This window comes from Bradyrhizobium sp. 2S1, from assembly GCF_011516625.5.
GTDB classification, from domain to species: Bacteria; Pseudomonadota; Alphaproteobacteria; order Rhizobiales; family Xanthobacteraceae; genus Bradyrhizobium; species Bradyrhizobium septentrionale.
On sequence record NZ_CP147717.1, the window covers coordinates 5,664,329 to 5,686,515 of the forward strand.

Consider the following 22,187-nt stretch of genomic DNA (forward strand, 5'->3'; position numbering starts at 1 on the left):
GCTTTGTCCAAGGATGACGGCGTCTCACATATTTGCAAGGTCCAACTGTGAGAGCTGCCGCTTGATTTCTCCGATCTGGGCATCATCGCGCGACGCGCGCGGTGCGGCGATGGTCTCGACGTGAAGGATACGCGCCGGCCGCGGCGACAGGAAGAACAGGCGGTCGCCGAGGCGGACTGCATCGTCGAGATCGTGGGTGACCAGGAGCGTCATCATCTTCCGGCTTGCCACCAGAGTCGCGACCTGATCGCGCAGCCGCCCCGCGAGTGCATTGTCGAGCGAGGCCAGCGGCTCATCGAGGATCAGGAAATCCGGCTCGATGGCGAAGGCGCGGGCGAGCGCGACGCGGCGGGCGAGGCCGAGCGACAACTCGCCGGGGAAATGGTTGCGGTGCACGGTCAGTTCGAGCACCTCGAACAGCGTCGAGAGTGTGCTGTCGTCGACGTGAGGTGCGGCCAGCCGCACATTCTCCTCGACGGTGCGCCAGGGCAGCAGCCGCGGCTCCTGGAACACCATGCCGAGGCGCATGCCGGGCGAGCGCGCGACGTGGCCCTGGTAGTTGCCGTCGAGCCCGGCGAGGATCCTGAGCAGGGTGCTCTTGCCGCAGCCCGACGGGCCGAACAGCACGCCAACCTCGCCGGCGTTCAACGTGAAGGTGACGTTGTCGAGCACGTCGTGCCGTTTCCCGGCCGCGCTCGCAAAACTCTTGCCTGTGATATTGACCTCAAGCTGCACGGAGCCGCCACCGCGTTAGCCTGGTTTCAAACGGCTGCACCAGCAGGGTCTCGATGACGAGAACGACACCAGCAAAGCTCAGCGAGTAGGCGAGCAGCAAGGGGATATCGAACAGCTGGAAGGCGACGCCGATCTCGAAGCCGACGCCGTTCGGCCGGCCCAGATATTCGGCGACCAGAACGATCTTCCACACCAGCGAGAGTCCCGAGCGCGCCGCGGCCGCAATGTAGGGTGCAAGCTGCGGCAGGATCACATGTCGGAAGGCGCGGCCGCGCGGCAAGGCAAACGCCGTTGCCATCTCATCGAGCGCGGGATCGAGCGCGCGGGCGCCCTCACGTAGCGTGACGACGGCGGTCGGCAGCTTGTTGATGGCGATCGCCACGATCGCGGCGACTTCGGTCAGCCCGGCCCAGATATAGGCAAGTACGATGACGACGAGTGCCGGCAAATTGAGCAGCAGGATCAGCCAGGGGTCGCCAAGGCGGTTGGCCAGCGAGACGCGGCCCATCAGGTAACCGATCGCCGAGCCGAGCGCCATCGCGAGCGTGAAGGCCAGCGCGACGCGCGCCAGCGTTGCACCGAGATTGACGAACAGCGCCCCCGATCGGGCTTCGGCGACGAGCACGGACAGCACCGCCGGCGGTGCCGGCAGCTTCGCATCGCCGATCAGCAGCGAGGCGATCCACCAGGTCGCGATGAATAGCGCGAAGGACAGGAGACGCAGCACCGCTAGTCTCCCGAGATCGCTTGATAGAATGTGCCGGGATCGAGCTCGGTTGCCGTGCCGACCAGATCGCGGCCGCCGAGCTGCGCCAGCACCCGGTAGAGTACGCGCGCATCCGCTTCTTCGTCCGCGATCGAACGACGCGGGATGCCTTCGCGGTAGCGGTCGCGATAGGCATGCAGGGTTGCGGCATCCTGCGCACCGGTGAGCGGCGCGATCGCATCCCATTCGGCGTCCGAGGTTGCCAGGATCTGCTTCGCTGCGCGCGTCACGGCGATGAAACGAGCCACCAGATCCCTGTTGGCGTTGGCCCAGGCTTCGTCGAACACGTAGCCGATCATTGCGATGCGGCCCTTGCTGCCGAGCTTTTGCAGGATTTCTTCCATGCCGGCGAGACGGCGGAAGCCCTTGGCTTCAAGCGCGGCGCAGAAATTCCAGTAGTTGAGCGTCGCGTCCATCTCGCCGTCGAGCGTCTTGGCCGTAAGCAGCGGCGGCGCGCCATAGACGATGGTCGACTGCGACTTCAGGTCGACGCCGTCCTGCTTCATCGCGGCCTGCAGCAGCAGCCAGTTCTTGTCGATCGCGCCGCCGGCGACGGCAAGCTTGCGTCCCTTGAGGTCCGCGAGCGTCTTGAGTGGCGAGGCGGCGGGGACCATCACGGCCCCAAGCGCGCTCGAATAGGGATAGAACTGCAGCTTGGCGCCGAGCGAACGCTCCCGCGACACCCAGGGCCAGTCGGACACCATCACGTCGGCCGAGCCGGCGCGCAGCGCGATCTTGCCGGCCTCGGGGCTGGCGAGCTCGGTGACGTCGATCGACAGATTCGCCTTCTTGTCGAGGCCATGGGAGCGAATGACGGCCAGTTCCCAGGCCAGCGTTCCGGTCTTCTGCGCTGCAATGCGGATGGTCTCCGCGTTGCACGAGGTGCCGAACTGCATGACCGCCAGGACCGCCGCAGCCAACACCATGCGAACAGAGATGATCATCGTTTCTTGTGCCACTTCCCCGAATGTTTTCTTTTCTGATCAACATCCATAGCATAGCTTGCGCGAAGAGAAGAGGAAGCAGGACCATGGCAGGAGCTGGCATGCTACGACCGATTGTCGCCGTCTGGGTGCTCGCCGGGACGGCCGTCAGCGTGCGGGCCCAGGAGGTCAACGACTATCCGACCTCGGCGCGGGCGGAATATGTGTTCGGCTGCATGAAGGCCAATGGCGAAAGCCGGCAGTCGATCGAGCAATGTTCCTGCTCGATCGACGTCGTCGCATCGATCATCCCCTATGATCGCTACATCACCGCCGAGACCGTGCTGAGCATGTCGCAGGTGCGCGGCAATCTGGGCGGCCAGTTCCGCTCGTCCGAGCAGGCCGCGAACGCCCTCAATGACCTCAGGCGCGCCCAGGCCGAGGCCGAAGTCAGGTGCTTCTAACGTCTATAGTGAGATCGACGGTGCCTCAGGTCCCGGGATTCTCGACCTTCCATTCGTGCTCGAAGACGTGCCCGTCGGTGTCCTTGGCTTCGGCACGGAAGAGTTTTGCGCCGTTCGAGACGTAGGTGAAGCGGATATTGGGATCCTCGGAAATCGAGATTCCTCCCTCCATCGCCAGCACCGGACTGTCGTCCTGCCAGATGTGCAGCTCGTTGACGAAGAAGGCCGGGATGTAAAGCTGCGTGACCTGGTCCATCTGCAGGCCTGAATTGTTCGGATGCCCGATCATGATCTGGGCTTCCCTCGTGCTGGTCGCCGGACCCTGTTCGGACTTCGTGAACTGGCGGTAGCGCATCTGGCCGAGGCGGTTTTTCGCCTCCTCGACGTTCTTGCCGGCGGGCGCCGAACAGCCGCCGGATGCCTTGACATAGACCTTGCTGACATAGAGCTTGCCGTCGCTGAGTTCAGCGACGGCGTGCACATTGGTGTAGTTGTTGACGCGGACGCGGGTCGAAATCTCGCTGACGTTGGCGCTCGGCCCAAGCGTGAATTTCGCGGCCATCGGCGCCGGGTTCTCGTCGATGACAAGCGTGATCGCGACGACGCGGCGGCTGTCGCTGGGCAGCAGCTTGGTACGCAGCGTCACCGGGACGATCGCGACGTCTTCCGCGCGCGCCGGCATCTCGATGCCGATGACGTCGCCGCCGTCGTTCATCGGGCGGTTGCTGAAGATGTCCTGGACGAGGCCCGGCCAGGGATCATAGGCCTCGGCGGCGGGCGCAGCCGATGTGCCCAGCGTCATCGTGAGAAAGCTGGCGATGCAAAGCAGGCGGGCGCGATGTCGAGGCATGTTCGCGAAATCCTATGCGAGCTGCGTCATTATAGGACCAACAGCTACTCCCATTCAATTTCCGAGAATGCTGCAGTTGCGTTGCGGGCGTTGTAATCGTCGAACAATTGCCAGCGCGGCCGCTCGGCTTCGCCGGCATGCTCGGCGGCTGCCGTGATCGGCTTGCCGCTCGCGAGAAGCGCACGGACGTCTGAGGCCAGCGTACCCAGATAACGCCGCTGGTCGGCGAGCGCCGCAGGCCATGCGCTCACGGGGCCGTGACCGGGAACCACGCGCTCGGCGGCAATCGCCGGGAGGTCGTCAAGCGCACGCAGCCAGCCCTTGAGGCTGCCGTCGACCACGGGAATATGGATGAGAAACACCATATCGCCGGCGAACAGGGTTTGGGTTTGTTCGTCGAGCACGGTGAGGTCGTTGTCGCTGTGCGCCGGCGGCCACGCCTTCAGCGTCAGGCTGCGTCCGCCGAGGTCGAGCTTCAGCGTGTCCTCGACCAGCACGGTCGGGGGAATGATCCTGACTTCGTCGATCAACGCGTCGCCCATCGTGCGCCGAAAGCCGTCGAGATAGAATTGCCCGCGCGTCGCCAGCGCGCGGGGCAGGGTCTTGTGGCCGACGAAGCTGGTCCCGTCGCCCACGAAGGCCGCGTTGCCGAAGCTGTGATCGGGATGCGCATGGGTGTTGATCACGTAGCGGATCGGCTTGTCGGTGTGGCTGCGGACCGCGGCGAGCAATTGCCGCCCTTCGCGGACACTGCCGCCGGTGTCGATGACGGCGACGGCGCTGTCGCCGACCACGAATCCCACATTGGCGATGGCGCCTTCGTTCTCGCGCGTCATCAACGCAATGACCCCAGTGTGAACGAATATTCCGGGGGCGACTTCGCTCACAGGCAATTCCGCCTCTTGCGCCCACGCTATGGTCGGCGCCCAAAGCATCAGGAGCAGCGCAAGCACCGAACCGCCATGAGCCATGTTTCAGCCTCAGTTTCTCCGGGACGCGCGATCAATGTCGTCGCGCGCCAGTTTGCGCTGCAACAAGCAACGCGGCGCTGTCGCGATCATTATCCCTGTTGCACGTCATGGTACGCCCTGCAATTGCTGGATGACGGCGAAGCGTCCGTTCGAGAGGAGACCGCGTGATGAGAATTGCCGGATACCGTCCTGTTCTGCTCGCGCTTGCAGGCTTCATTGCCTGTCTGGCCGGGCGCGACATCGCGCACGCGCAGGTCAATGATCAGGGCGAACTCTCCATCGAGCTGATCGATGCCAAAGTGCTGCGCATCTGCGCCGATCCACGCAACCTGCCGTTCTCGAACGAAAAGGGCGAGGGCTTTGAGAACAAGCTCGGCGAGCTGCTTGCCGAAAAACTGCAGAAGAAGCTCGACTACATGTTCTTTCCGCAGGCGACCGGCTTCGTGCGGATGACGCTCGCGGCGCATCGCTGCGACGTGATCATGGGATTTCCACAAGGCGATGACCTCGCGCAAGGCACCAATCCCTACTATCGCACGGCCTATGCGATCGTCGCCAAGCCTGGCAGCGGGCTCGACGAGGTCACGACGCTCGAGGACGCGCGGCTGAAGGGCAAGCATATCGGTATCGTTGCGGGAACGCCGCCCGCCACCAACATGGCCATCAACGGTCTGATGAGCAACGCCAAGCCCTATCCGCTGATGATCGACACGCGCTACGATTCGTCGGCCGAGGCCATGATGAACGATCTCGCCAAGGGTGAGATCGACGCCGGCATCCTGTGGGGACCGATGGCGGGCTATTACGCCAAGAAGGCCAACCCGCCGCTGCATATCACGCCGCTGGTCAAGGAGACCACGGGACCGAAGCTCGTCTATCGCATCGGCATGGGCGTGCGTGGGTCTGATCAGAACTGGAAGCGGCAGCTCAATCGCCTGATCCAGGAGAACCAGCCGGCGATCAACAAGATCCTGCTCGACTACGGCGTTCCGCTGCTCGACGAGAACGACCGTCCGATCGGGCCGGAGACCGCGACCAAATCGCCATGATCAGGCGCGCGGCCATGCTTGCGGTGATGTTGGTCGCCGCTTCGCCTGTCCGCGCGCAGGACCATCCCGCAGAACCCGAGGGCTATCGCACCGAGGATTACCGCGCGCCGGTGCCGACAACGCTTGCCGGCGCACAGGTGCTCACGACCGCGGAAGCGGAAGCGATCTGGCGCGAGAAATCCGGCGCCTTCGTCGACGTGCTGCCGCGCGCGCCGAAGCCAAATCTGCCCGCCGGCACGGTGTGGCGCGAGCGGCCGCATCAGAATATCCCCGGCAGCATCTGGCTGCCCGACACCGGCTACGGCAGGCTCGCCGCGCCGACGGAAACGTATCTGCGACGCGGACTGACCCGCGCCTCCGGCGACGACAAGGCGAGACTGCTGGTGATCTACTGCCAGGAGAATTGCTGGATGTCGTGGAATGCCGCCAAGCGCGTGCTGTCTTACGGCTACCGCAACGTGGCGTGGTATCCGGATGGAACCGACGGGTGGGGGCGCGCCAAACTGCCGCTGGCGGATGCGGAGCCCGAGCCGCGCGACGGCGAGCAATGAGCCCGCCCTCACGCGGTTTGCGAGCTACTTCTGCTTGTCGAGCTTGCCGATCGTCTTGCCTCCGTCGCCGTCCGCGGTGGTGAACGTCACCTTGTCGCCGGCGTGAAGCTCCTCCAGCGACTGTCCCTTGGGTACCTTGTATTCCTGGATCGCGCCGCCAGCCGCGCCGACGGTACCGCTCTGTGTCTGCTGGATCGAAATGGTTCCGCTTAATCGGTCAATCTTGGTGACCATTCCCGACATGGGTTGCTGGGCCAAAGCCGCTGACGTGACCAGACTCGCGGCCGCAAGGCCGGTCATGACGATCTTGGCTGCTCTCATCGAGGCCTCCCAACTTCAGATATAGTAGGAGACAACGAGCGGAGCCGCAGTTTGTTCCGGATCGGCGCCGCGCCCCGGGAGATATGTCAACGACCGCCGGGGCGATCGGTCGCAGGGCTCAATCCAGCTCCTGCTGAATAATCCGACCCAGCGCGAACAGGCGCTGGTCGATGGTGGTCGGCACCTCGCAGACGAATCGCACCACGCGTCCACGGTCCTCGAAAATCCGCGTCTCCCAGACCAGCTGATTGCCGAGCTCATCGACCTTGGCCTGGTCCGGCGGTGTGGCGTCCTGCAGCGCCTGCAGCGCGAGCGTGTCGGCGCGGATCTTTTCCGCGGCCTCGCGCTGTTTGCGCATCACGCGTTCGAGCCCGTTCATCACCGAGGCCCGCTGCCCGTTGAGCGTATTGAACAGGCCCGCAAACAGCAGCTTTCCCGCATTGGCCTTGTCGGCCGCGGCAGACGACAGGAACTCGGTGATCTCCTTCTGCGCATCCTCCAGTGGAATGCGGCGCGCCGCGAGCTTGGCCGCGAGTGCGCTGATCTTCGGATCGTCCTTCCATTTGGTCTCGGCATCGCCCAGCGGCGGCCCGGCCCAGACGGCGGCAAGCGAGATCTCGGGCACCTTGGCCTGTGCGCAAGGCCAGTCCGGATAGCGCGGGTCCGCGGCGGATGCGACCTGGTTCGACAGAACCATCGCGCACAGCGCACCCAGTCCGATTCGTAGACCTCTCATGCCTCGCCTCCGCCGGGTCCGCGGCGCACCAGGCCGCGCGAGGGATCGTAAGCCACGATCGCGCCGATCATGAACACCACCGTGCAGCCGCCGACCACCGCGAGCGAAACCCAGTTCATCTTGCCATACAGCGCGAACCGGATCAGCTCCACCGCATGGGTGAACGGATTGCACTGGCAGACATAATACAGCATCGGGCTGCCTTCCTGCACGCGCCACAGCGGGTAGAGCGCCGACGATGCAAAGAACATCGGGAAGATCACAAAGTTCATCACGCCGGCGAAATTCTCCAGCTGCTTGATGCTGGCCGAGATCAGCATGCCCAGCGCGCCGAGCATCAGGCCCGACAGCACCAGCGCCGGAAGCACCGTGAGATAGCCGACGGTCGGCGGCGCGATATCCCAGAACCATGCAATGACGAGGAAAGCGTAGACCTGCAGCAGCGAGACCGCCGTGCCGGCGAGCAGCTTGCAGAACAGGAGGTAGCCGCGCGGCAGCGGGCTGACCAGCAGCGTGCGCATGTTGCCCATCTCGCGGTCATAGACCATCGACAGCGAGGATTGCATGCCGTTGAAGAGCTGGATCATCGCCATCAGGCCGGGCGCGATATAGACCTCGTAGAGGATGTAGGTCTCATAGGGCGGGATGATCGAGATGCCGAGCACCTGACGGAAGCCGGCGGCGAAGATGAACAGCCAGACCAGCGGCCTGACCAGCGCCGAGACGAAGCGCTCGCGCTGATGTAGGAAACGCAGCGCCTCGCGCCACACGATGCCGTTCAGGCAGACGATGTATTCGGACAGCGAGAAGCCGCTTCGCTCGGGCGTCACCGTCGTACTGCTCATGACGGCGGTCTCCCCGAAAGTGTGGCCGTTCCGGTCAGGCGCATGAACGCGGTGTTGACGTCCTGGGCGCCGGCCTCCGCGATCACGCGCGACACCGGGCCGTGCGCCAGCATCCTGCCCTGATGCAGCACGACGAGGTCGTCGTTCGGCATGATCTCGTCGAACAGATGGGTTGCCCAGAGCACGCCGATGCCTTGTTCGGTGACGAGCTGCCGGACATGGTCGAGAATGTCGGCGCGCGCCTTGACGTCGAGCCCGACGGTGGCCTCGTCCAGCAGCAACAGCTTGGGACGGTGCAGCAGCGCGCGGGCGATCTCGAGCCGCCGCATCTGGCCGCCCGAGAGGTCGCGCACCTTGCTGCCGGCGCGGTCGGCAAGGCCGATGCGGCCGAGCACCTCGGCGCTGCGCATCCGCGCCTCGCGCCGCGAGATGCCGTGCAGCGCGGCGTGATAGAGCAGGTTCTGCGTCAGCGAGAGATCGAGATCGAGCGTGCGCGGCTGGAACACGACGCCCATCAGCCGCAGCGCTTCACCGGGCGTCCGACTGATGTCGTGGCCGAAAATCTTGATCTGGCCGTTCTGGATGCCGAACAGCCGCGTCACCAGCGAGAACAGCGTGCTCTTGCCGGCGCCATTGAGGCCCAGCAGCGCGGTGAAACTCGCCGGTGCGACCGTGAAACTGACATCGATCAGGGCGCGCCGCGGCCCGTAGCTGTGGCTGACATTGCCGATCGACAGTGCCGGCTGCACGGCCGCTTCTGCTCCGGGGGCTGAGTCCGGCGAGGGCTGGCTCGCGATATGGGCGTCGGTTGCGGTCATGGCTGCGCGATCGTGATCCCCCAGGGCAGTTCGCCGACCTGAATGGTCTTGATCACCTTCTGGGCCGCGACGTCGATCACCGAGACATCGTTCGAGACGCCGTTGGTGACCAGCAGATATTTTTCGTCCGGGGTGAAGTCCATGTGCCAGACCCGTTGGCCGACCAGGAGATATTTGATCACCTTGTGGCTGGTGGCATCGACCACCGCGACGCGGTTGGCAGGGCCAAGTGCGATGAACGCCGTCTTGTCATCCTTGGTCATGCCGATGCCGACCGGCTGGATCGCCTCGCTCCGCAGGCCCGGAATCTCGAAGGTGATCTTGCCCGTCACCTCGTGCTTGACGGGATCGACGATCGACACCGTCCCGCCGATCTCGGACGATACCCACAACTCAGAGCTGTTGTGCTTGAACTGGGCAAAGCGCGGCCGCGAATCGACCAGCACATTGGCGACGATCTGGCGCGTCGCCGTGTCGATGAAATGCGCCATGTTGGTGGTTTCGGAGGTGTTGATCAGGATCTTGCCGTCCGGGCTGATCGTCATGCCCTCGGGCTCGACGCCGACCTGGATGTCGCCGATCCGGGCGCGTTTCTCGAGATCGATCACGGTGACCGTGTTGTCGTTCTCGTTGGCGACATACATGGTCTTGCCGGCGGCATCCTGGGCGAACAGTTCAGGGTCGGGGCCGGAGGGCAGGGTGTCGACGATCTCCTGGGTCTTGGTGTCGATCACCTGGATCGTGTCGTCATCGCCGACCGCGACCATCACGAATTTGCCGTCGCGTGAGAACTCGATGCCGCGTGGCCGCTGGCCGACCTTGATGGTTTTTGTCACGGTCCAGCTCGTGGTGTCGATCACCGTGACCGTGTTGCCCTTTTCGTTGGAGACATAGGCAACAAAAGCGGATGCCGGCGCCGCGGCAAGCCAAATCAGGATCCCGGTCAACAGACAGCGGCGCCACATAAGTTGGTTCTCCTTCACTGCAGCTTGCACTTCGTTTCAGGCCGGTCAACACCGAGCGTGTCGAGTTCGGAGACCTGATGCAGGAAACCTTCCTGCGGCGAGACCGAGACCACCATACGACCATCGGCCAGCAGGATCGGCTGGCGCAGCTGCAGATTCCAGTTGCGCAGGGTCAATCGCGTGCCCTTGAAGGCGGCGATCGAGAAGTCCGGGCCCTTGAGGAAGGCGATGACCTTCCTGGGATCCCCCGAATTGGTGCGCGACGTGGCCTCCCCGATCATGCGCGCGGCGGTCCATGCTTGCATGTCGATCGCCGTCATGCGGCGCATGTTCAGCTTGATGAAGCGGTTCTGAATCTGGACGGCGCCCCATTGGTCATGCGCCGCGTCCCAGCTGGTCGGCACCAGGCCCGCCGAGCCTGCCACCGGCCGCGGGTCCCAGGTCCGGTAGGGCAGATAGTTCGCGAACACCTCGCTCTCGTCGGCCGCAACCAGCACGTCGTAAGCCGGCGCCTGCTGCGTGAACACCGGCATCTGGCGCTGGATCAGCGTGACGCCAGAGTCGGTGCGGCGTGCGCCGCCGGTATCCTCGAATGTCCGTTCCTGGACGATCTTGGCGCCAAAACGGGTGGCGGCGCGGCGCAGCGCGTCGGCATAGAGCTTGTCCTGATCGTGCGAGCCGACCACCAGGAACCAGCGCTTCCACTGCTTCCACACCAGGTACTGGCCAAGCGCGTCAGCCAGCATCGAGCGGGTCGGTGCGACATGGATGACGTTGCCGCGGCAGTCCTGCTCGCGCAACCGATCGTCGATCGCGCCTGCATTCAGCAGCACGGTGCCGCGGTCGCGCAGCGCATCGGCGACCTTGAGCAGGGCATCGGCGGGCAGGTCGGTGATGATGTAGTCGTTGCGGCCGGCGAGATCGGTCGCGACCTTGGCGACGTCGTCGCTGTCCTTGACCTTGACCTCGTCGAGCACAAAGCGCTGGTTGAGGAATTTCCCGGTCGTATTGTTGTCCTCGATCGCAAGCCGTGCGCCGGCGATGCCGTCATTGTCGGCCGGCTGGTCGAGCAGCGAAAGCGTCGATTTGACGCCGGCGTGGCCGAGATAGCCGATATGGACCTCGACGGGATCAGCCGCCAGCGCTCCGGTCGCCATCATGCTGAGCGCGATCGTGCCGATCAGCCATCGGAACATAACTCCTCCCGCAGTCTTTCTTCACCGGGCATGGCGATTGTCGGACCATGCGTTGACGTGCAAGATGACCGAATTGGCCTAGCTTGCAACCCCGCTTTTTGTCGTTGCGAGGTTACAAATTTCGATTGGTTCACAATCATGAGATCAACGTTCGCTTTCGTCGTCGCTTTGCTGGTGATGTCTGCGGCGGCCGCGCGCGCCGAGCCGCCCAGGCTCGCGGTGTTCGACCTCGAGATGATCGACACCAGCCTGCAAGGCGAGGTCAACGGGCCGCGGACTGACGAGCAGGCACGGCTGATCCGGACCGGTGATCAGGTGCGCAAGGAGCTCGCAGAATCAGGCAGGTTCCGCGTGCTCGACATCGCGCCTGTCAACGCTGCGGCACACGGCAGCAATCTTCAGGCCTGCGGCGGGTGCGATGTGAAGCTGGCCGGCGAGCTGGGCGCCGATCTCGTGATGACAGGCGTGGTGCAGAAGGTCTCCAACCTGATCCTCAACATCAATCTCTATCTGCGCGACGTGCATAGCGGGCAATTGCTAGCCGCGGCGAGCGCCGACATGCGCGGCAATACCGACGAATCCTGGTCGCGCGCCACCAATTACCTCGTCCGCAACCGCCTGCTCGCGCCGAATTACGGCGCGCCGCAGGCACGGTAGCTCGCGCGCACGGATTTTTCCCCATCATCCTGAGGAGCGCGTAGCGCGTCTCGAAGGATAAACGGCCCACCTACAGCCGCGCGGAGAAAGTCGGGGCCGTCGACCCTTCGAGACGCCGCTTCGCGGCTCCTCCAGCGACAACGGCAAAGCCGTTGCGCGGGGGTGACGGAGATGGACCGGCGTTGTCCTAAGTGATGATCACGCCTTCAGCCGCGCGGCGTGCCAGCGCAGATGATCGGCCATGAAGGTCGAGATGAAGTAGTAGCTGTGGTCGTAGCCCGGTTGACGCCGCAGAGTGAGGGGAATGTTGGCCTTCTCGCATGCGGCTTTCAGCAGCTCCGGCCGCAGCTGCTCGGTGAGAAACCCGTCGGCATCGCCGTAATCGACCAGCAGATCGGAGAAGCGGGCGCCGTCCTCGATCAGCGCCACCGCATCGTGCTTTCGCCACGCCTGCTTGTTGCTGCCGAGATAGCCGCCGAGCGCCTTGTTGCCCCATGGCACCTGCGACGGCGCCACGATCGGCGCAAACGCGCTCGCCGCGCGATAGCGATCCGGATAGCGCAGCGCCACCGTCAGCGCGCCATGGCCGCCCATCGAGTGACCGAGGATCGATTGCCGCGTCGTGTCGACCGGAAAATGCTCGGCGATCAGCTTTGGCAATTCCTCGGTGACGTAGCTCCACATCCGGTAATTGGTCGCGAACGGCTGCTCCGTCGCATCGACATAGAAGCCCGCGCCGAGGCCGAAATCGTAAGCATTGGCGGGATCGCCGGGGACGCCTTCGCCGCGCGGGCTGGTGTCGGGCGCAACGAAGATCAGGCCGAGTTCGGCGCATGCCTGGCGGAATTCACCCTTCTCGGTGACGTTGGCGTGCGTGCAGGTCAGGCCCGACAGGTAGGTGACCACAGGCAGTTTGGCGCCGGCCGCATGCTCCGGGACGAACACCGAGAAGGTCATGTCGGTCCTGGTCTCGCGGCCTGGATGCCGGTACACGCCCTGCGTGCCGCCATGCGACTTGTTCTGGGAAACCGTCTGCATTGTCGTATTCCTCTGGGTTGGAGTGCTGCGTCAGGCGACGCCGCTCTCGATCGCGAGCCGCACGAGTTCTGCCGAGGTGCGCACGCCAAGCTTCTGGCGCATGATCGATGACGTGTTCGCGACCGTCTTGTATGACGAATGCACCAGCCAGGCGATCTCCGACAGGCTCTTGCCGGAACTGAGCAGGCGCAGGATCTCCATCTCGCGCGAGGTCAGCTTGGAGAGCGGATTCTGCGCAAAGCCCGGCCGCGCAAAGGCGACATTGCGTGCGATCGCGGGCGGCAAATAGACGCCGCCATTGCCGACCTCGCGCACCGCCTCCACCAGGTCGTTGGGATCGCCGGTCTTCGAGACGTAGCCCTTGGCGCCGATATCGATGGCGCGGGCGGCGAACACCGGGTCGTCGTTCATGCTGAACATGATGAGGCGTGCGGATGCATCGTGCGACAGGATGCGGCGCGCCAGCTCGAAGCCGGAGACCGTCGGCAGGTTGATGTCGATCACGCAGAGATCGGGCTTTTCAGCGACGAAAGCCCGTTCGCCGCTCTCGGCATCCGCGGCTTCCAGCAGGATGATCTCGGGATCGTCGGCGAACACGGTGCGACAACCCGAGGCGACGATGGGATGATCATCAACAATCAGAACGCGCATGGCGTTGTTCCGCGGCCTTCCTTGGCTCACTCATCATCACATCGGTTTGCACCAGGACAGGTCGGTTCCGGCCGCTTGTGCACCTCGCGCGAGATTGCGATAGGCTGCGATTAGATAGCCGGGCAAATTTGGCTGTCAACGATCCTCTCGGAGGAGGGATCGCGGGTCGGGGGCAACGTCATGTGGCAAAAGCTATCCTTGCGCGCACGGATCAACCTGCTGCTGGCGCTGATATTGGCGCTTGGACTGGGCATCAATATTGCGCGGCTCGTACTGGAAGCCGGGCCGCGTGTCCAGGCCGAGGACCAGAGCGTGATCCGGCTGGCGCGCGAGTTTGTCGCGACGATCGTGGCCGGTCTCGACGAAGCGCCGGACCCCGATGCGCGGCTCGATCAGATCGTCGAGGATTTGAGCCGGCTGCGCCATGTCAGCATCTCGCGGCAGGATGACGCGACCGCAAAGCCGGCGGAGCGGGCGGAGGAGGCCGGCGATCCGCGCGCCCCGCCCGAGTGGTTCGTGGCGCTGGTGCATCCCGAGCAGACCTCGGTGCGGGTGCCGATCTCGGTTCACGGCAAGCCGCAATCGCTGGTCATCACCTCGCATCCGGATGATGAAATGGCCGAGATCTGGGACGGCATCGTCACCCAGCTCGAGGTCGGCTCCGCGATTGCGGTGGCGCTGCTTCTCGTCACGATGCTGGTGGTCGGCCGTGCGCTTGCGCCGCTGGAGGCCCTGTCGCAGGCCATGACCGGCATCGAGGCCGGGGATTATGATGCGCGCGTCGAGCCCGGCGGATCGCCGGAATTGGCGGCAATCTGTGCCAAACTGAACCATTTGGCGGCGACCCTTGGCGAAGCCGTGGACAGCAAGCGGCAGCTGGCCGAACGCGCGGTGTCGCTGCAGGATTCCGAGCGCAAGGAGATCGCGCGCGAACTGCATGATGAGTTCGGGCCGTATTTGTTTGCGCTGCGCGCGCATGCCGCCGCGCTGAACCGGCTGTCGGAGGTCGAAAAGCCCGATCCCTCGGCGCTGCGCAAGCACGGCAATGCCATCCTCGAGCAGGTCAATGCGCTCCAGCAGTTCACCCGCCGCATCCTGGAGCGCTTGCGGCCGGTCGGACTGGCCGAGCTCGGGCTTGCGGAAGCGCTTGGCGCGCTGGTGCGGATGTGGGGTGAGTCGCACCCCGAGGTGGAGATCGATAGCCGCATTTCGCCCGATCTCGGCGATACCGGCGAGATGGCCGATTTGACGATCTATCGCATCGTCCAGGAGGCGCTCACCAACGTGTTTCGCCACGCCGGCGCAACTGAAGTCGACATCATGATCGAGCCGGCGGAGCGGCAGGCAGGCCCGCGCGGCAGCCGTGGCTGCGCGCTGGTGCGGGTTCGCGACAACGGCCGCGGTATGCTCGGGGATCACCGGCTTGGGCGCGGTTTATCCGGCATGCGGGAGCGAATCCTCGCGCTTGGAGGCACGCTCAATATCACTTCAGGCGATGACGGCGTGACGGTCGAGGCGCTGGTGCCGAAGGCCGCACCGTCCTAGGGGGCGGATCGCGGCAAGTATGCGAAGGCGGCCCAGACAAGCGCCAGTGCGCCGGCGATCCAGAGCACGATGATCGCGGTCATGCCGGCCCGGCTGGTCGGGCGCTGCAATATGGTGCTGGCCTTGGCGCGGCATTCCGCCATCACCTCGTCGGGAACGAGCGCGATCGCAAGCCGGATGCCGAGCGGCAGCAGGATCAGGTCGTCGAGATAGCCGATGACAGGGATGAAATCCGGAATCAAATCGATCGGCGACAGTGCGTAGGCGGCCACCGCGACCGTAACGGCCTTGGCGTACCAGGGCACGCGCGGATCACGCGCTGCGAGATACAGCGCGACGCTGTCCCGTTTGAGGTTTCGCGCCCAGGTTTTGAGTGAATGCTTGATCGAGGAAAGTTTGGTCGCGGACAGCATGGCGTGACGCCTGCACGCCAGGCGGAAACGCTATTCCAGCACCACGTCGGCCGGCATGCCGCCGTGCAGGCCCTTGTGGACGGAGGAGGGCGCGATGCCAAAATACTTCCGGAACACGCGGCTGAAATGCGAGGAGCTCGAGAAGCCCCAGGAGAACGCGACATCGGTGATGGTCTTGCCGTTCTGTGATTCCAGCTCCTGCCGGCAATTCTGCAGCCGGGCCTTCCAGATGTAATCACTGACCGTCATGCCGCGATCGCTGAACAGCATGTGCAGATAGCGCTTCGAGCAGCCGAGCGCCGCGGAAATGCGGTCGATGCAGAGATCGGGATCGCGCAGATGCTCGCGGATGAAGCCCTGGGCCCGCACGTAGGTCGCCTCCGCGCTGCCGCGGTCGAACATGGCGCCGGTCTCGCGCAGCGGCAGCAGCAGCAGGTCGATCAGCGCATCGGCGACGCCGACCGCGTTGACCGGGGTCAGCGTCGGGGCCTCGCCGAACGCGGCATGGACGAAATCATAGGCGATGCGGCCGGTGCCGTTGCGCGCCGACAGCTTGCACGGCGCCATCTTGGAGAGCTGGAAGCCGCGCTCCTTCAGCAGGTCCTTCGGCACGATGACAACCTCGTGACGGGTCAGGGACGGGCTGATGATCGTATGCGGGCAGGACACATCGTAGGCGAAGCAGTCGCCCGGCATGATGTCGAAGTGCAGGCCGTCCTGCTCGAAATGCGAGACGCCATGGGTCTGGAACACGATCTTGATGTAGGGGTGCTCGCTCAGCTTGATGCGCGAGATGGTGTGCGCGATCCGGTGCTGGCTTGCCTCGATCTGGCACAGCTTCAATCGCGAGACCGTCGTGAAATTGATCCGGCCCTCGAGCGAAGATCCCTCGAGCGCATCGACGTCGAACTGACCGCAGAGGTCAGTGAGCGCATCCGACCAGCGCTGGATCTGACGCTTGGGCGTCAAACCGTTCGTGCTGAGTGAATGGACTGTATCGGTCATCTTTCCAGCCACCGATTCGATCCCCAACGTGACTGCTCACCGAGCTTAGGTCTGGCCCGGGATGATGCGCCTTCTCCCTGATTCTGAACAGCTTAGGGAGGCGGCGGGATTTCTTCCCGGTTAATGTCGGGTGATCCTCCGACTTAGTTCTGGGCGCGTCAAGCGCAACCTTGGGCCGCTTCCATCTGACGCTGGAACGGCACCGAGGGCGTTTGATGCCCTGCAACATGAGGCGGCCTTTCCTGCCAATTGGGGGCCCGGCCGCAAAAATCTGACAAAGCTTCGCTTCTGAGCAAACGGCGCTTCGCTGCTGGGCAAGTCAGCGGGGTTCGATCGGACTACGACTGAGCAACCAAAATGGAAGAAGTGGGGCCGTTTCGGCGGAAACCCTTGAACTCTTGAACCCTGGGAGGAAATCCACGATGCGCAAGTTGCTTTACGCGACCAGCCTTGGCGCCATGGCGGTGTTCGCCGCCGGAGCTGCCAATGCCAATGAAGAACTCAGCAAGATGTCGCAGAACCCGAAAGACTGGGTAATGCCGGCTGGCGACTACGCCAATACGCGCTATTCGAAGCTGAATCAGATCAACGCTTCGAATGTCGGAAAGTTGCAGGTCGCCTGGACGTTTTCGACCGGCGTGCTGCGCGGCCACGAGGGCGGTCCGCTGATCATCGGCAACATGATGTACGTCCACACGCCGTTCCCAAACAAGGTCTATGCTCTTGACCTTTCGCAAGACAACAAGATCGTCTGGAAGTATGAGCCGAAGCAGGATCCGAACGTCATTCCGGTGATGTGCTGCGACACGGTCAACCGCGGCGTTGCCTATGGCGACGGCAAGATCTTCCTGCACCAGGCCGACACCACGCTGGTGGCGCTCGATGCCAAGACCGGCAAGGTGGAATGGACAGTGAAGAACGGCGATCCCAGCAAGGGCTCGACCGGCACCTCCGCGCCGCTCGTGGTCAAGGACAAGGTTCTGCTCGGCATCTCCGGTGGCGAATTCGGTGTCCAGGCTCATGTGACCGCCTACGACATCAAGACCGGCAAGCAGGTCTGGCGTGGCTTCTCGGAAGGTCCGGATGACCAGATCCTGGTCGACGACAAGACCACCGAGCTCGGCAAGCCGGTCGGCAAGGACTCGAGCCTGAAGACGTGGCAAGGCGATCAGTGGAAGATCGGCGGCGGCGCGACCTGGGGCTGGATCTCCTACGATCCCGAACTGAACCTCGTCTACTACGGGTCGGGCAACCCCTCAACCTGGAATCCGAAGCAGCGTCCCGGTGACAACAAGTGGTCGATGACGATCTGGGCACGCAACCCGGATACCGGCGTCGCCAAGTGGGTTTACCAGATGACGCCCCATGACGAATGGGACTATGACGGCATCAACGAGATGATCCTCTCGGATCAATCGATCAACGGCACCCCGCGCAAGCTCTTGACGCATTTCGATCGTAACGGCCTCGGCTATACGCTCGATCGCGCCACCGGCGAACTGCTGGTCGCCGAGAAGTACGATCCGAAGGTGAACTGGACCTCCGGCGTCGACATGAACAAGAGCTCGCCGACCTATGGTCGCCCGAAGGTTCTTGACGCAGCGTCGACCGACAAGGCCGGCGAGGACGTCAACGTGAAGGGCATCTGCCCGGCGGCGCTCGGTTCGAAGGACGAGCAGCCGGCAGCCTACTCGCCGGACACCCAGCTGTTCTACGTGCCGACCAACCACGTCTGCATGGACTACGAGCCGTTCAAGGTGAGCTACACCGCAGGTCAGCCCTATGTCGGCGCGACGCTGTCGATGTATCCGCCTCCCGGTGAAACCCACATGGGCAACTTCATCGCCTGGGACGGCAAGACCGGCAAGATCGTGTGGTCGAACAAGGAGCAGTTCTCGGTCTGGTCGGGTGCGCTCGCGACCGCCGGCGGCGTGGTGTTCTACGGCACGCTGGAAGGCTACCTGAAGGCAGTCGACGCCAAGACGGGCAAGGAACTCTACAAGTTCAAGACCCCGTCCGGCATCATCGGCAACGTCACCACCTATGAGAACGGCGGCAAGCAGTACATCGCCATTCTTTCGGGTGTTGGCGGTTGGGCGGGCATCGGCCTCGCGGCCGGTCTGACCGATCCGACGGCCGGTCTCGGTGCGGTCGGAGGCTATGCCGCGCTGAGCAACTACACCGCGCTCGGCGGAACGCTCACCGTGTTCTCGCTGCCGCAGCAGTGAGCTGAGCAAGCTCGTTCCGGCGCATGGAGCGATCTCCATGCGCCGGACCGTCTTCAATCTGCACGCGAGGATATGCTTTTGCGTAAGATCTGGTTTGTGAGTGCCGCGATCTTTGTCGTGGCAATGGGTGGAGTTGCCTCCGCCGAGGACGCGGGTGATCCGACCGCCGTCAAGTCCGAGGACGGCAAGTATCTCGACAAGGATGGAGACCCGACGTTCAAGGTGGCGCCCGACGGCACGGTGGACTGGTACACCTACTCCGGATACCGCCGCTATCATTCGGAGTGCCACGTCTGCCACGGACCCGATGGCATGGGCTCGACCTACGCGCCGGCGTTGAAGGATTCGCTGAAGACCATGAGTTATGCCGACTTCATGGGCGTGGTCGCGAGCGGCCGCAAGAATGTCTCTACGGCGCAGGAGAACGTGATGCCGGCATTCGGCGATAACCCGAACGTTGCCTGCTACATGGACGACCTCTATGTGTACCTGCGTGCCCGCGCCAATGATGCGACCGGGCGTGTTCGGCCGGCCAAGCACGAAGACAAATCGGAAGCCTACACCAAGGCGGAAGACGCCTGCATGGGCAACAAGAAGTGAGCGTGTCCGGCGCGAACGGCAACCTGTTTAATATTTGTTGGAGACCAAGATGAAGACCCGCGCCGCAGTCGCATTCGAAGCAAAGAAGCCGCTTGAGATCGTCGAGCTCGACCTGGAAGGCCCCAAGGCCGGCGAGGTCCTTGTCGAGATCAAGGCGACGGGCATCTGTCACACCGATGCCTACACGCTCGACGGCTTCGACAGCGAAGGCATCTTTCCGTCGGTCCTCGGGCACGAAGGCGCCGGCATCGTTCGCGAGGTCGGCGCCGGCGTGACGTCGGTGAAGCCGGGCGATCACGTGATCCCGCTCTACACGCCCGAGTGCCGGCAGTGCAAAAGCTGTCTCAGCCAGAAGACCAATCTCTGCACTGCGATCCGCGCCACCCAGGGCAAGGGCGTGATGCCCGACGGCACCTCGCGCTTCAGCTACAAGGGCAAGCCGGTTTTCCACTACATGGGCTGCTCGACCTTCTCGAACTTCACCGTGCTGCCCGAGATCGCGGTGGCCAAGATTCGCGAGGACGCGCCGTTCGACAAGAGCTGCTACATCGGCTGCGGCGTCACCACCGGCGTCGGTGCGGTGGTGAACACCGCCAAGGTGACGCCAGGCTCGAACGTCGTCGTGTTCGGCCTCGGCGGCATCGGCCTCAACGTGATCCAGGGCGCCAAGATGGTCGGCGCCGACAAGATCATCGGCGTCGACATCAACGACTCCAAGGACAATTGGGGCCGCCAGTTCGGCATGACGCATTTCGTCAACCCGACCAAGGTCTCCGGCGACATCGTCCAGCACCTGGTTGGCCTGACCGACGGCGGCGCCGACTACACCTTCGACTGCACCGGCAACACCAACGTGATGCGCCAGGCGCTGGAAGCCTGCCACCGCGGCTGGGGCGTCTCGGTGGTGATCGGCGTCGCGGAATCCGGCAAGGAAATCGCGACCCGGCCGTTCCAGCTCGTCACCGGACGGGTCTGGAAGGGCACCGCCTTCGGCGGCGCGCGCGGTCGTACCGACGTGCCGAAGATCGTCGACTGGTACATGAACGGAAAGATCCAGATCGATCCGATGATCACCCACGTGCTGAAGCTCGAGGAGATCAACAAGGGCTTCGACCTCATGCACGAGGGCAAGTCGATCCGTTCGGTCGTCGTGTTCTAAAAATCAAAACACCAAGCACTAGGAGGATAGGTCAATGACTGTTCATATCCACCCGTCAATCGACAACGGCGTCAAGCAAGGCTCCGGCAGTTTCGCCGGCGGCACGCTTGTCTGCAAATGCGCGGACAAGAAGGTCAAGGTCGGGGTCAAGGGCGACGTCGCCCATAACCACGCCTGCGGCTGCACCAAATGCTGGAAGCCTTCGGGCGCCACCTTCTCGGTGGTCGCGGTGGTGCCGCGCGAGAACGTCACCGTGCTGGAAAACGGCGACAAGCTGAAGATCGTCGATACGGCGGCGGTGATTCAGCGCCACGCCTGCTCGGGCTGCGGCACTCACATGTACGGCCGGATCGAGAACAAGGGCCATCCGTTCTACGGCCTCGACTTCGTCCACCCCGAGCTGTTCCAGGAGTCCGGCTCGGCGGCTCCGGGATTTGCCGCTTTCGTCTCGTCGGTGATCGAGTCCGGCGTCAAGCCGGCCGATATGGCCGGGATCCGGTCGCGGCTGAAGGAGCTTGGGCTCGAGCCCTATGATTGCCTGTCGCCGCCGCTGATGGACGCAATCGCCACCCACGTGGCGAACTCCAAGGCGGCTTAAGGCAGCCTAATCTCAAGGCAGCCTAGTGGAGGCGGCCTGAACGGTCGGGCCTGACGAGATTCTGCGCCGGCAGAGGGCTGCCGGTGTTGGGTATGCTGGTAGTACCCGTGACCTTGAACCTTGCATGCCCTGCGGGCGACCACAGGGCATGCATTTTATTTTCCGCCTTGCCCTCGCGCTTTCCCCGATCCTGGTCCTTTCGCACGCCCACGCGGCGTCGCCGGAAGACCGCTACATTGCCGCGCGTGACGCCGCGATCGCCAAATTCGCCAAGCAGGCGAATGACGGCAAGACCGGCGAGGCCGTCGACAAGGCCGAGGCGGCGGCGCGCGACGAGCTGAAGACGCAGCTCACCGCAATCCTGTCCGAGCCCGCCCGGCCGGGCTTTGCGCCCGCCCAGCTCAACCTCGACACTCTCTATAAGGGCGATATGGGGTTCGGCATGCTGGACGGCCTGCGCTTCGATGCCGACAAGGGCAGGGACGGCGGCAAGATCGGCGAGCAGCGCCCCGACGGGAGCTTCGTCGAGCCGAAGGCCCATATCATCGTCACCACCGAAGCCCTGTTCACCCGCTGGCTGCACGAGCACAAGACCTGGTGGGACAAGGGCAGCAAGAACGTGCCGCAACAGATCGAAGCGGCTCTGAAGTTCGAAGGCCTCTACACCCAGGCGATCTCGACCGATGCCGCGGTGATCAACTTCGACCAACTGCCGGTCGCCAAGCCGTCGTCGGCCACCCTGACATACGGCTTCCTGGCCGGCCGCACCCAGGATTCGACCCCCGAGGCCGCCGACGAGGTGTTCGTCGCGGCGCTTGCCAACGGCAAGTTCTACATCGCCTATGGCGAGATCGCGCCTGCCGTGCAGGTGCCGGCCTGCGCGACCATTCGTGCCGACTACAACAAGAAGGCCGACGCGGCGGCCGAGAAGCTCGATCGCAAAGAGATCACGAAGAAGGCCTATGACAAGCTCGGCGATTTGCGCCAACAGGGCGACGACGCCTTCAAGCGCTGCTTCGTTCAGCACGCGCCAGAGCAACCGGCATTCGCAGAGGCCACCAAACAGGCCCAGGCGCTGCTGCAGACCGCGATCGGCAGGTAAT

Annotated in this window: 25 protein-coding genes; 10 read left to right on the forward strand and 15 right to left on the reverse strand. The window is 64.0% G+C overall.

Annotation, left to right across the window (positions count from 1 at the left end; genetic code table 11):
- Positions 1-24 precede the first annotated feature (24 nt).
- From HAP54_RS26805 to HAP54_RS26815, 3 genes are read right to left on the reverse strand one after another with little or no spacing between them, the layout of a single operon-like run.
- Positions 25-735 carry an ABC transporter ATP-binding protein gene (locus tag HAP54_RS26805; protein WP_166305363.1) on the reverse strand — a complete coding sequence of 237 codons (711 nt, stop codon included), beginning with the start codon at positions 733-735 and terminating at the stop codon, positions 25-27.
- Complete coding sequence (locus HAP54_RS26810) at positions 725-1,462, reverse strand: ABC transporter permease subunit (protein ID WP_166305366.1); 738 nt, start codon at positions 1,460-1,462, stop codon at positions 725-727. Before HAP54_RS26810 ends, HAP54_RS26805 begins: the two co-directional genes overlap by 11 nt.
- A 2-nt stretch (positions 1,463-1,464) precedes the next feature.
- A complete protein-coding gene (locus HAP54_RS26815) occupies positions 1,465-2,427 on the reverse strand; it encodes an ABC transporter substrate-binding protein (protein WP_224742041.1) in 963 nt (320 codons plus the stop codon).
- 119 nt (positions 2,428-2,546) lie between these two features.
- On the opposite strand from HAP54_RS26815, the gene HAP54_RS26820 reads away from it, so the two are divergent.
- Positions 2,547-2,888: a hypothetical protein gene (locus tag HAP54_RS26820; protein ID WP_414646146.1), complete on the forward strand. Its 342-nt coding sequence runs from the start codon at positions 2,547-2,549 to the stop codon at positions 2,886-2,888.
- A gap of 25 nt (positions 2,889-2,913) precedes the next feature.
- Here HAP54_RS26820 and HAP54_RS26825 read toward each other — a convergent pair whose 3' ends face one another.
- Positions 2,914-3,690, reverse strand: a complete 777-nt coding sequence (locus HAP54_RS26825; protein ID WP_224742040.1) for a quinoprotein dehydrogenase-associated SoxYZ-like carrier — start codon at positions 3,688-3,690, stop codon at positions 2,914-2,916.
- 92 nt (positions 3,691-3,782) lie between these two features.
- The gene (locus tag HAP54_RS26830; RefSeq protein ID WP_166305375.1) at positions 3,783-4,709 is read right to left on the reverse strand and encodes a quinoprotein relay system zinc metallohydrolase 2; all 927 of its coding nucleotides are present in this window, start codon (positions 4,707-4,709) and stop codon (positions 3,783-3,785) included.
- A 167-nt stretch (positions 4,710-4,876) separates the two neighbouring features.
- Between HAP54_RS26830 and HAP54_RS26835 the strand changes: the two genes are divergently transcribed.
- On the forward strand, positions 4,877-5,758 hold the full coding sequence (locus HAP54_RS26835) for a substrate-binding domain-containing protein (protein ID WP_166305378.1): 882 nt from the start codon (positions 4,877-4,879) through the stop codon (positions 5,756-5,758).
- Entirely contained in the window at positions 5,755-6,309 is a 555-nt protein-coding gene (locus HAP54_RS26840; protein WP_166305381.1) for a PQQ-dependent catabolism-associated CXXCW motif protein, read from the forward strand. The genes HAP54_RS26835 and HAP54_RS26840 overlap by 4 nt, the downstream gene beginning before the upstream one ends.
- Positions 6,310-6,333: 24 nt before the next feature.
- Here HAP54_RS26840 and HAP54_RS26845 read toward each other — a convergent pair whose 3' ends face one another.
- The 6 genes from HAP54_RS26845 to HAP54_RS26870 form a co-directional block, all read right to left on the reverse strand.
- The gene (locus HAP54_RS26845) at positions 6,334-6,630 is read right to left on the reverse strand and encodes a copper-binding protein (RefSeq protein ID WP_166305384.1); all 297 of its coding nucleotides are present in this window, start codon (positions 6,628-6,630) and stop codon (positions 6,334-6,336) included.
- Between the two features lie 118 nt (positions 6,631-6,748).
- Positions 6,749-7,366: a hypothetical protein gene (locus HAP54_RS26850; protein WP_166305387.1), complete on the reverse strand. Its 618-nt coding sequence runs from the start codon at positions 7,364-7,366 to the stop codon at positions 6,749-6,751.
- Positions 7,363-8,211, reverse strand: a complete 849-nt coding sequence (locus tag HAP54_RS26855; RefSeq protein ID WP_166305390.1) for an ABC transporter permease — start codon at positions 8,209-8,211, stop codon at positions 7,363-7,365. Before HAP54_RS26855 ends, HAP54_RS26850 begins: the two co-directional genes overlap by 4 nt.
- Positions 8,208-9,029 (reverse strand): ABC transporter ATP-binding protein, encoded by an 822-nt coding sequence (locus HAP54_RS26860; RefSeq protein WP_224741771.1) that lies wholly within the window; start codon positions 9,027-9,029, stop codon positions 8,208-8,210. Before HAP54_RS26860 ends, HAP54_RS26855 begins: the two co-directional genes overlap by 4 nt.
- Complete coding sequence (locus HAP54_RS26865; RefSeq protein WP_166305393.1) at positions 9,026-9,994, reverse strand: YVTN family beta-propeller repeat protein; 969 nt, start codon at positions 9,992-9,994, stop codon at positions 9,026-9,028. The genes HAP54_RS26860 and HAP54_RS26865 overlap by 4 nt, the downstream gene beginning before the upstream one ends.
- Positions 9,995-10,008: 14 nt before the next feature.
- Positions 10,009-11,190: an ABC transporter substrate-binding protein gene (locus tag HAP54_RS26870; RefSeq protein ID WP_166305396.1), complete on the reverse strand. Its 1,182-nt coding sequence runs from the start codon at positions 11,188-11,190 to the stop codon at positions 10,009-10,011.
- 177 nt (positions 11,191-11,367) lie between these two features.
- Here HAP54_RS26870 and HAP54_RS26875 point away from each other — a divergent pair, with 177 nt between their 5' ends.
- Positions 11,368-11,847: a DUF3280 domain-containing protein gene (locus tag HAP54_RS26875; RefSeq protein WP_166308442.1), complete on the forward strand. Its 480-nt coding sequence runs from the start codon at positions 11,368-11,370 to the stop codon at positions 11,845-11,847.
- Between the two features lie 198 nt (positions 11,848-12,045).
- Here HAP54_RS26875 and fghA read toward each other — a convergent pair whose 3' ends face one another.
- Positions 12,046-12,885: an S-formylglutathione hydrolase gene (fghA, locus tag HAP54_RS26880; protein WP_166305399.1), complete on the reverse strand. Its 840-nt coding sequence runs from the start codon at positions 12,883-12,885 to the stop codon at positions 12,046-12,048.
- A gap of 30 nt (positions 12,886-12,915) precedes the next feature.
- A complete protein-coding gene (locus HAP54_RS26885) occupies positions 12,916-13,536 on the reverse strand; it encodes a response regulator transcription factor (RefSeq protein WP_166305402.1) in 621 nt (206 codons plus the stop codon).
- Positions 13,537-13,716: 180 nt separating this feature from the next.
- Between HAP54_RS26885 and HAP54_RS26890 the strand changes: the two genes are divergently transcribed.
- Positions 13,717-15,081 (forward strand): histidine kinase, encoded by a 1,365-nt coding sequence (locus tag HAP54_RS26890; RefSeq protein WP_166305405.1) that lies wholly within the window; start codon positions 13,717-13,719, stop codon positions 15,079-15,081.
- Here HAP54_RS26890 and HAP54_RS26895 read toward each other — a convergent pair.
- Both HAP54_RS26895 and HAP54_RS26900 read right to left on the reverse strand, forming a co-directional pair.
- On the reverse strand, positions 15,078-15,494 hold the full coding sequence (locus HAP54_RS26895; protein ID WP_166305408.1) for a YkvA family protein: 417 nt from the start codon (positions 15,492-15,494) through the stop codon (positions 15,078-15,080). The two genes, HAP54_RS26890 and HAP54_RS26895, sit on opposite strands and share 4 nt — an antisense overlap.
- A 30-nt stretch (positions 15,495-15,524) precedes the next feature.
- Positions 15,525-16,499, reverse strand: a complete 975-nt coding sequence (locus HAP54_RS26900; protein ID WP_029080049.1) for a helix-turn-helix domain-containing protein — start codon at positions 16,497-16,499, stop codon at positions 15,525-15,527.
- Between the two features lie 422 nt (positions 16,500-16,921).
- Between HAP54_RS26900 and xoxF5 the strand changes: the two genes are divergently transcribed.
- The 5 genes from xoxF5 to HAP54_RS26925 all read left to right on the forward strand — a co-directional run bounded on the left by xoxF5 (position 16,922) and on the right by HAP54_RS26925 (position 22,186).
- Positions 16,922-18,727: a lanthanide-dependent methanol dehydrogenase XoxF5 gene (gene xoxF5, locus HAP54_RS26905; protein WP_166305411.1), complete on the forward strand. Its 1,806-nt coding sequence runs from the start codon at positions 16,922-16,924 to the stop codon at positions 18,725-18,727.
- A gap of 123 nt (positions 18,728-18,850) precedes the next feature.
- Positions 18,851-19,327 carry a c-type cytochrome, methanol metabolism-related gene (locus HAP54_RS26910; RefSeq protein ID WP_035976611.1) on the forward strand — a complete coding sequence of 159 codons (477 nt, stop codon included), beginning with the start codon at positions 18,851-18,853 and terminating at the stop codon, positions 19,325-19,327.
- A 49-nt stretch (positions 19,328-19,376) separates the two neighbouring features.
- A complete protein-coding gene (locus tag HAP54_RS26915) occupies positions 19,377-20,486 on the forward strand; it encodes an S-(hydroxymethyl)glutathione dehydrogenase/class III alcohol dehydrogenase (RefSeq protein ID WP_029080046.1) in 1,110 nt (369 codons plus the stop codon).
- Between the two features lie 34 nt (positions 20,487-20,520).
- Positions 20,521-21,084 carry an S-(hydroxymethyl)glutathione synthase gene (gene gfa / locus HAP54_RS26920; protein WP_166305414.1) on the forward strand — a complete coding sequence of 188 codons (564 nt, stop codon included), beginning with the start codon at positions 20,521-20,523 and terminating at the stop codon, positions 21,082-21,084.
- 148 nt (positions 21,085-21,232) lie between these two features.
- A complete protein-coding gene (locus HAP54_RS26925; RefSeq protein ID WP_166305417.1) occupies positions 21,233-22,186 on the forward strand; it encodes a hypothetical protein in 954 nt (317 codons plus the stop codon).
- Position 22,187 lies beyond the last annotated feature (1 nt).